The organism is Acaryochloris sp. IP29b_bin.137 (genome assembly GCF_028285745.1).
GTDB lineage: Bacteria > Cyanobacteriota > Cyanobacteriia > Thermosynechococcales > Thermosynechococcaceae > Acaryochloris.
Genome location: NZ_JANQOP010000061.1, coordinates 1 through 6,671 on the forward strand (window position 1 = coordinate 1; position 6,671 = coordinate 6,671).

Below are 6,671 nucleotides of genomic sequence, written 5' to 3' on the forward strand. Positions count from 1 at the left end.
GCTGTTGGGATTCAAGCGATTCCAAAGGGCATAGTCTGACCTGATTGGGTAGAAGTAGACCTCAAGCCATCGAAAAATGATGGTTTATTTTGCCGTGGAGGTGTAACCCAAAATCTCCTGTTTTTAAACCATGCCTCCAGACCCAGCTCAATCTGCTTCAAAAAGGTAGCTCAAACTGCTGGGTTTGCTCTTTGGAAGTCTCTGCTGATTTGCGAGGGCGAGATTGAGTATTGCCTTTGCGAAGTCCCACCGCGATTTTGCTATGCTGTTCAATTTGCTTCATCACTTGCTTGGCTCGCTTGATCACCGATGGGGGCAAGCCTGCCAACCGTCCTGCCTCAATTCCATAGGAGCGACTCGCCCCACCCGGACAGACTTGATGGAGAAAAATAATTTGATCCGGGAGTTCTTTGACCAGGACTTGATAGTTGGCGACATTTTCCACCAAGCTCGCCAGCTCATTGAGCTCATGGTAATGGGTCGCAAAAATGGTTCGAGCTTGGATAACGGTAGCAAGGTGCTCAGCCACGGACCAAGCAATCGCCAAACCATCGAAGGTGGCAGTGCCTCGACCAATTTCATCTAAAAGCACTAAAGACTTGTCTGAAGCATGATTAAGGATATTGGCGGTTTCGTTCATTTCCACCATAAAGGTAGACTGGCCCGTTGCCAGATCGTCTACAGCACCCACGCGAGTAAAGATGCGATCGCAAATCCCTAACCGAGCCGACTGAGCAGGAACATAACTGCCAATCTGGGCCATCAACTGGACCAGACCCACCTGACGCAGATAGCAACTTTTACCACTGGCATTGGGTCCCGTTAAAATCACCAAATCGGGATGAGACACTGCACTTGAGGAAGGAGCACTGCCTAGTTCTGTAGCATTGGGAACGAAGAAGCCGGGAGGCAGAGACTGCTCCACCACTGGATGACGACCATCGAGGATATGAATTTCGCGACTGTCGCTGATATCAGGACAGCAGTAGCCCTGATACACCGCAACTTCCGTCAGGCCCACTAAGATATCGACAGCGGCGACGGCGGTAGCAACGGTTCGGATTAAGCTGGCTTGCTCCCCTACTTCCGAGCGGAGGGCGACAAATAGGTCGTACTCCAGTTGAAACTGTTCCGTTTGGGCGGTAAAGATACGGGCTTCCCGCTCCTTTAGCTCTGGGGTGATAAATCGCTCTTCGTTGGTTAGGGTTTGCTTGCGAATATAGTCATCCGGAGCTTGGTCGGCTTTGGCCCGAGAGATACTAATAAAGTAGCCAAAGGCTTTGTTAAATCCCACTTTTAAGGTAGTAATCCCAGTGCGTTCTCGTTCGTCTTTTTCCAGGTTGGCAATCCACTGTTGGTCACTGACAATTTGCTGGCGCATTTGATCCAGCTCACCGTTGACGCCAGGCTTGATAATGCCTCCCTCAGTCAGGGAGATAGGTGGGGATTCGACTAAATGGGCCCGCAAGCGCTGGGCAAGCTGATCGAGGATGGGCGGAACGGTCTGCAACGCTTTTAAATACTGGGCTTCGCACTTAGCCACCTTATGGGATAGCTCGGTGAGTTGGCCCAAGGATTCAGCTAAGGCAACGAGATCGCGGGCATTAGCGGTACCAGAACCTGCCCGCCCCGCCAAGCGTTCCAGATCGTAAATTTTCTGGAGTTGGTTTTGGAGTTCTTTGCGAAATCCGGTTTGGGGAAGTAGTTCAGTAATGGTAGCTTGGCGAGCTTGAATATCCTGGCGATCGAGGAGGGGCTGCAGCAACCACCGCCGAAGCGCACGACTCCCCATAGCGGTCCGAGTTCGGTCTATGGCCCACAGTAAAGACCCCCGAAAGGTGCCATCGCGAGAGGTCTGGGTCAGTTCTAAATTACGCCGACTTTGGTGATCGAGGACCAAATATTGGCTAAGGGTATAGGTAGCGAGGGGTTGGAGGGGGATGTGGGTGTCTTTTTGGGTGGCTTCTAGATAGGCCAGTAGTCCACCCGCAGCTCGCACCGCTAAGGGGAGATGTTCACAGCCCAGCCCTTCTAAGGAGCGGACCCCATAGACTTCTTGGATGCGCTGGCGGGCTTCTGCTTGGGTGAATGAGGTTTGCGATCTCAACGTATAGCAAAACTGATTCGGCAACCCCTCCGGCAGCAGGTCTGAGTTTTCGCCCGGTCGCAAAATCTGCTGAATATCTGGGGCGTCCGTCGGGAATAGTACTTCTGAAGGGTGGAGGCGGAGTAGCTCCTGAGCCAAGGTGTCCCGCTCACTGAACTGAGTGGTCAGGAATTCTCCGGTTGAGATATCGGCATAGGCCAATCCCCAGTGGTTGCCTGCCAACACAAAGGCTGCGAGGAAGTTGTTACTGCGGGCATTCAGCATCCCTTCTTCCAACAGGGTTCCCGGGGTAATCACACGGGTCACTTCTCGTTTGACGAGTCCCTGGGCCTGAGCTGGATCTTCCATCTGGTCGCAGATGGCGACGGCGTAGCCCTTTTCCACTAACAAGCGACTGTAGCGATCCAATTGATGGTGAGGAATGCCTGCCATTGCTACGCGGCCAATATCGTTTCCGGCTTGCCGACTGGTAAGGACTAGCTCTAAGGCTTGGGCAATGGTACAAGCATCTTCAAAAAAGGTTTCATAAAAATCCCCCATCCGATACAGCAAAATCGTCTGAGGATATTCGTCCTTGAGATCCACGTAATGACGCATCATCGGCGTGAGTGCGTCCCGGTCTACAGTGGTGCGATCTCGATGTTGGGCTGGGTTTTTGCCTTCTCGTAAGACAGGGGCATCAGGGGCAACCGAGTCGCTCATGGCGGATCATCAAGTCCAAATGTACTGATTACGACTCTATCGCAGTGGCTAGCAGGTCTCAACAAACCTAAATAAATTCACTAAACCACATCACTAATAGACCTTCTGGACCTGGATTTCTCACTAGCCCTGGTTTAGGAGTCGGCAACCCCTTCTCTAACAAGGCTTGCAAGGAATTTGCTCAATTAACACTTTGTATTGGGACGACAATAACGTATCACGACGAAAGAGGCTGCTAAGCTGACCGAAAGTGAGAATGCTTTCAAGGGTGAAACTACATGACGAGGAGATTCATCGTTTCAGTACCAGGTGTGCCAGCCAGCCCATCACCTATCTCGAATGCGGTGGTGGTTGGTAACACCTGTCACATATCGGGTCAGCTAGCGGTTTACGAAGACGGTTATCGTGCCGGAACTGCACGGGAGGAGGCCGAGAGAGCCTTTGAATTAGTCTTCCTAATCGCTCTAGAGGCAAGCTTCTCAAAGGAGGGGATAGTTTACGTCGATTTAGCTTTCTCGGACTTAGACGAACTACCAGAAGTAAACCAACTCTACGAAGAACTTTTTTCTAATAGACCAGCACGCACTATCTACGAGGTTGCGAAACTCCCTTTCGGGGCGAAAGTAAAAGTTCAAGCCATCGCGATGAAAGATTGAATAGGCACAGCATCTGTTAGGCACCTCAAAATATAACCAATGCATGAATGCATCACTTACAAATGCTTTATGAATAACACTCGATGTTCTCCAATTCCGTCATAGTCCAAATGATAGGGCACACCATCTTCCTGCATCTCACTTTGTTCAGCCTCAAATCCCATATGTAGATGATAAGAAATTGAACTTTTATTGACTGGGGAAGTAACACATTTAATCTGACTACGGCCAAACTCTTGAGCAGTCTGGAAAAACTTTCTATAAAGTGTACTACCTATGCCCTGATTTCTAAAATCTGGATGAATACCTACGAAGTGTATGTATGCTTCTTCTTGATGAGACTGCGACAAAAATCCGACTAGAAAACCAATTGTGCTGTTGTTGAGTTCTGCGACAAAACTTGTTTCTTGGAAGTGAGTGAAAAAGAGTCTGGGAAGCATATCGCTCATTTGTCGTCCTCCCCACCATGCATCAAGAACACTAATGATTGGGCTGTAATCACTTGGACAAGCGTAGCGAATCCTTGGAGTGTTTACCATAATCTTGTAGCAATAATCATCAAATACTGCATCTCACACACTGCCAATTCAGCCATTTTACAGGCATAATCAAAAGCTCCATTTTTTGGACACACATCAATAGCTTGGTATTCATGTTATTACAAACAAAATTTGCGGCATAACGGCTTGGGCTTCAGCGGGCGGCGGAACTGACAGTGTACGCCTCCGTTGCATTGCAAGCCCTTGTTAGGTGGTACTGTTTTCAATCTGTGCTTTGGATAGTTGTAGCACCTTGCACATATAATTTCGCCACAATATATTGGTAATCAACCAAAGCACTGGAATCGCTAAAAAAGACCGTGCATTGAATGCATAACGCCACTTAATATCAGTCTGACCCGATGAGCCAGTAGTAAACCACCACTCCCCGTTAGCAGAAGTTATAAGAAATCGCAGTACGTTAGTAAAACTGCTAACCGTATAACTGAAGTAATGCGGGTGCTCATATTTTGTAAGTAGCTCTTGGACAGAACTTTTATCTGATAAATGTACAGTGCGTGTTTGACCTGCTGTATCCCAATCGCCAACTTGGTTCTGAGTCCCTGTGACCGATGGTAGCGGACCATAACCTTTAAATATGGAGGTTAGATCAATAGGCACAATATGCTCAAAAGCATCAGCTTGATTAGCTGTGACGGTAGTCTTAACGGTTGCTGAAAGTAAACTCATGCAACGTACTCTTATTTTGTGCAACCTAACTATGGTTATACGACACTTTGCCGTATAACACCCTCATTTCTGCCCCAATTGCGACAACTCAATGAATCAAGGTAAAGGATCAACAACACAGATTGAGTTGGTGAGTTAGAAACGGTGAGAATGCAGTGACTACATAACTCTAGCGACCTTTTCTCATGCCTTCACCCCAAACTGAGTGTCCCTGCTTTTGGCAAGCTAGGCAACCGCAAGATCGTGGCAGATTTCAACGGCGGTAGTCTCACCAGTGACGGGGGCTTGCTCCTGATTCAGCAAGTTGATGAGCACTTTCAACTGACCCAGCTCTTTGCAAACTGCTTCACCGATCTGCGTGACCCCAAACGGATTCAGCATGCTCTATCTGACCTTGTAGCACGGAATTGTTCAAGGATTTGAGGATTTGTGTGATAGGGTTAATTGCTTCTGTCAGCATCGAACGATCATGGAGAGATGATATTCTGCGGCCCACCTGATCTCTACACAATCATTTAGGAATCTCATGTTGATTGATCCAATGCTCCATCTGCTGAGCTGCAGGAAAATCTCCCTTTTGTTGAAACAGAAGTCTAGCTTGTTGGTAATCTGCCAAGGCTCCTTGACGGTCTCCCAGCGTCTGGCGAATTAACCCCCGATTTCCATAAGCCTCTGCCATCTTCGGTTGTAAAGCAATCGCCTGACTGAAATCTTGAAGGGCATTCTGGGGACGGTTAATCGAAAAATAAGCAACGCCTCGATTGTAATAGACCTCTGAATTGCTAGGCGCTAGTTTCAGAGCCTGATCATAATCTTCAATAGCGTGAGCATAATCTCCTCGCAACGCTTTTTGGATGCCCGCTGAAAATAAAATTTGGGACCGATCCTCCCTGGACAGAGCAATATTTTCCAAAGGAGATGGGTGGGGTTGCCCATGGGGTGTGGCAGATCCATCTTGACCGATGCCGATTGCAAGGCCACCAGCAGCAAGTAAGGTAAACAGGAGCCAGTAACGATGAGGAGAAACAAGCATAACTAGACCTAGCCTCTTGAAATTGAGATGCAGAAAATTGGCCTTTAATTATGAACAACTAAAAGCGATTATTGTCTTGAATTAATAAGAAAAAATACCTAGCTAAAGTAGGCCAAGAGCCTCTAACGGAGGCCAAGGCTATTGATCGCTATGTTTGAAGAATTCAGAGGGGAAAATGCTTATATTACCTATTCTAAGAAATAAAACTAGCATCGCCCTTAACTGACACAATTCTTGCCATTTTCTGGATTTCAAATCATTGACAAGTTGGCCTGGGTATTGCAAGTGAATGGATGGTTACGAACAGACGTTGCTCCTGAAGCCTTCTCTCCCTCTAGGAGGATGCGCTTGCGTCTATCATTCGGAAACGACTGCGACCCCAAAGGCTAGATTTTTCCAACATTTTCTCAGCTTGCGTCATCAGTTGTTGGCTGGTAACAGGGGCGGTTTGACGCGCGATCGCACCCCCCACCCGCAAGTCCACTGACAATTCCGAACCATCGACCAATTGTAGGGGTTCATCCAACACCGTCGATAAAAACTCACCATAATCCGCCGCCGCCTCAATCGCCATTCCTAACGTGACGCAATACAACCGAGCATTGCCATCATAGTGGAGCCAACTTCGTGGAGATAGTTGGCGTTGAAGTCGATCCGTAATCATGGACCAAACCGCCGCTGAATTAGCGGTTCCTGAGTCAGGGACGCCTTGAAACTCCATCACAAATAAACAGGTTGATCGATACCAGGGAGAATCCGAATGGGTTCCCATCTTGTCTAGGGCATAGGTGAGAACTTTTTCCATTGAACGATAGTCTAAAAGCCCTGTTTTCGAATCGGTTAATCCTAAGGTGATTTATGGAAAAGAACTCACCTCTGTTTTGGTCAACTCTAATCGCTAGAAATTAGTCGAGATATAGGCCAACAATGACACCTCTATAAGC

At 48.0% G+C, this 6,671-nt stretch carries 7 protein-coding genes; 2 read left to right on the forward strand and 5 right to left on the reverse strand.

The features are described from left to right. Window positions 1-157 precede the first annotated feature (157 nt). Complete coding sequence (gene mutS, locus Q0991_RS04685; protein ID WP_299485960.1) at window positions 158-2,809, reverse strand: DNA mismatch repair protein MutS; 2,652 nt, start codon at window positions 2,807-2,809, stop codon at window positions 158-160. A gap of 278 nt (window positions 2,810-3,087) precedes the next feature. Here mutS and Q0991_RS04690 point away from each other — a divergent pair, with 278 nt between their 5' ends. Beyond that, a complete protein-coding gene (locus Q0991_RS04690; RefSeq protein WP_299485961.1) occupies window positions 3,088-3,465 on the forward strand; it encodes a RidA family protein in 378 nt (125 codons plus the stop codon). Window positions 3,466-3,521: 56 nt separating this feature from the next. Here Q0991_RS04690 and Q0991_RS04695 read toward each other — a convergent pair whose 3' ends face one another. Then, the gene (locus Q0991_RS04695; RefSeq protein ID WP_299485962.1) at window positions 3,522-4,004 is read right to left on the reverse strand and encodes a GNAT family N-acetyltransferase; all 483 of its coding nucleotides are present in this window, start codon (window positions 4,002-4,004) and stop codon (window positions 3,522-3,524) included. A 207-nt stretch (window positions 4,005-4,211) separates the two neighbouring features. Then, window positions 4,212-4,694 (reverse strand): SRPBCC family protein, encoded by a 483-nt coding sequence (locus Q0991_RS04700; protein WP_299485963.1) that lies wholly within the window; start codon window positions 4,692-4,694, stop codon window positions 4,212-4,214. Window positions 4,695-4,937: 243 nt separating this feature from the next. Between Q0991_RS04700 and Q0991_RS25065 the strand changes: the two genes are divergently transcribed. Next, the gene (locus tag Q0991_RS25065; RefSeq protein ID WP_366524897.1) at window positions 4,938-5,117 is read left to right on the forward strand and encodes a transposase; all 180 of its coding nucleotides are present in this window, start codon (window positions 4,938-4,940) and stop codon (window positions 5,115-5,117) included. Between the two features lie 88 nt (window positions 5,118-5,205). Here the strand turns inward: Q0991_RS25065 and Q0991_RS04710 are convergent, their stop codons facing one another. Both Q0991_RS04710 and Q0991_RS04715 read right to left on the reverse strand, forming a co-directional pair. Next, the gene (locus Q0991_RS04710) at window positions 5,206-5,727 is read right to left on the reverse strand and encodes a tetratricopeptide repeat protein (protein ID WP_299485965.1); all 522 of its coding nucleotides are present in this window, start codon (window positions 5,725-5,727) and stop codon (window positions 5,206-5,208) included. A 334-nt stretch (window positions 5,728-6,061) separates the two neighbouring features. Continuing rightward, window positions 6,062-6,532, reverse strand: coding sequence for a hypothetical protein (locus Q0991_RS04715; RefSeq protein ID WP_299485966.1), 471 nt, complete (start codon window positions 6,530-6,532; stop codon window positions 6,062-6,064). Window positions 6,533-6,671 lie beyond the last annotated feature (139 nt).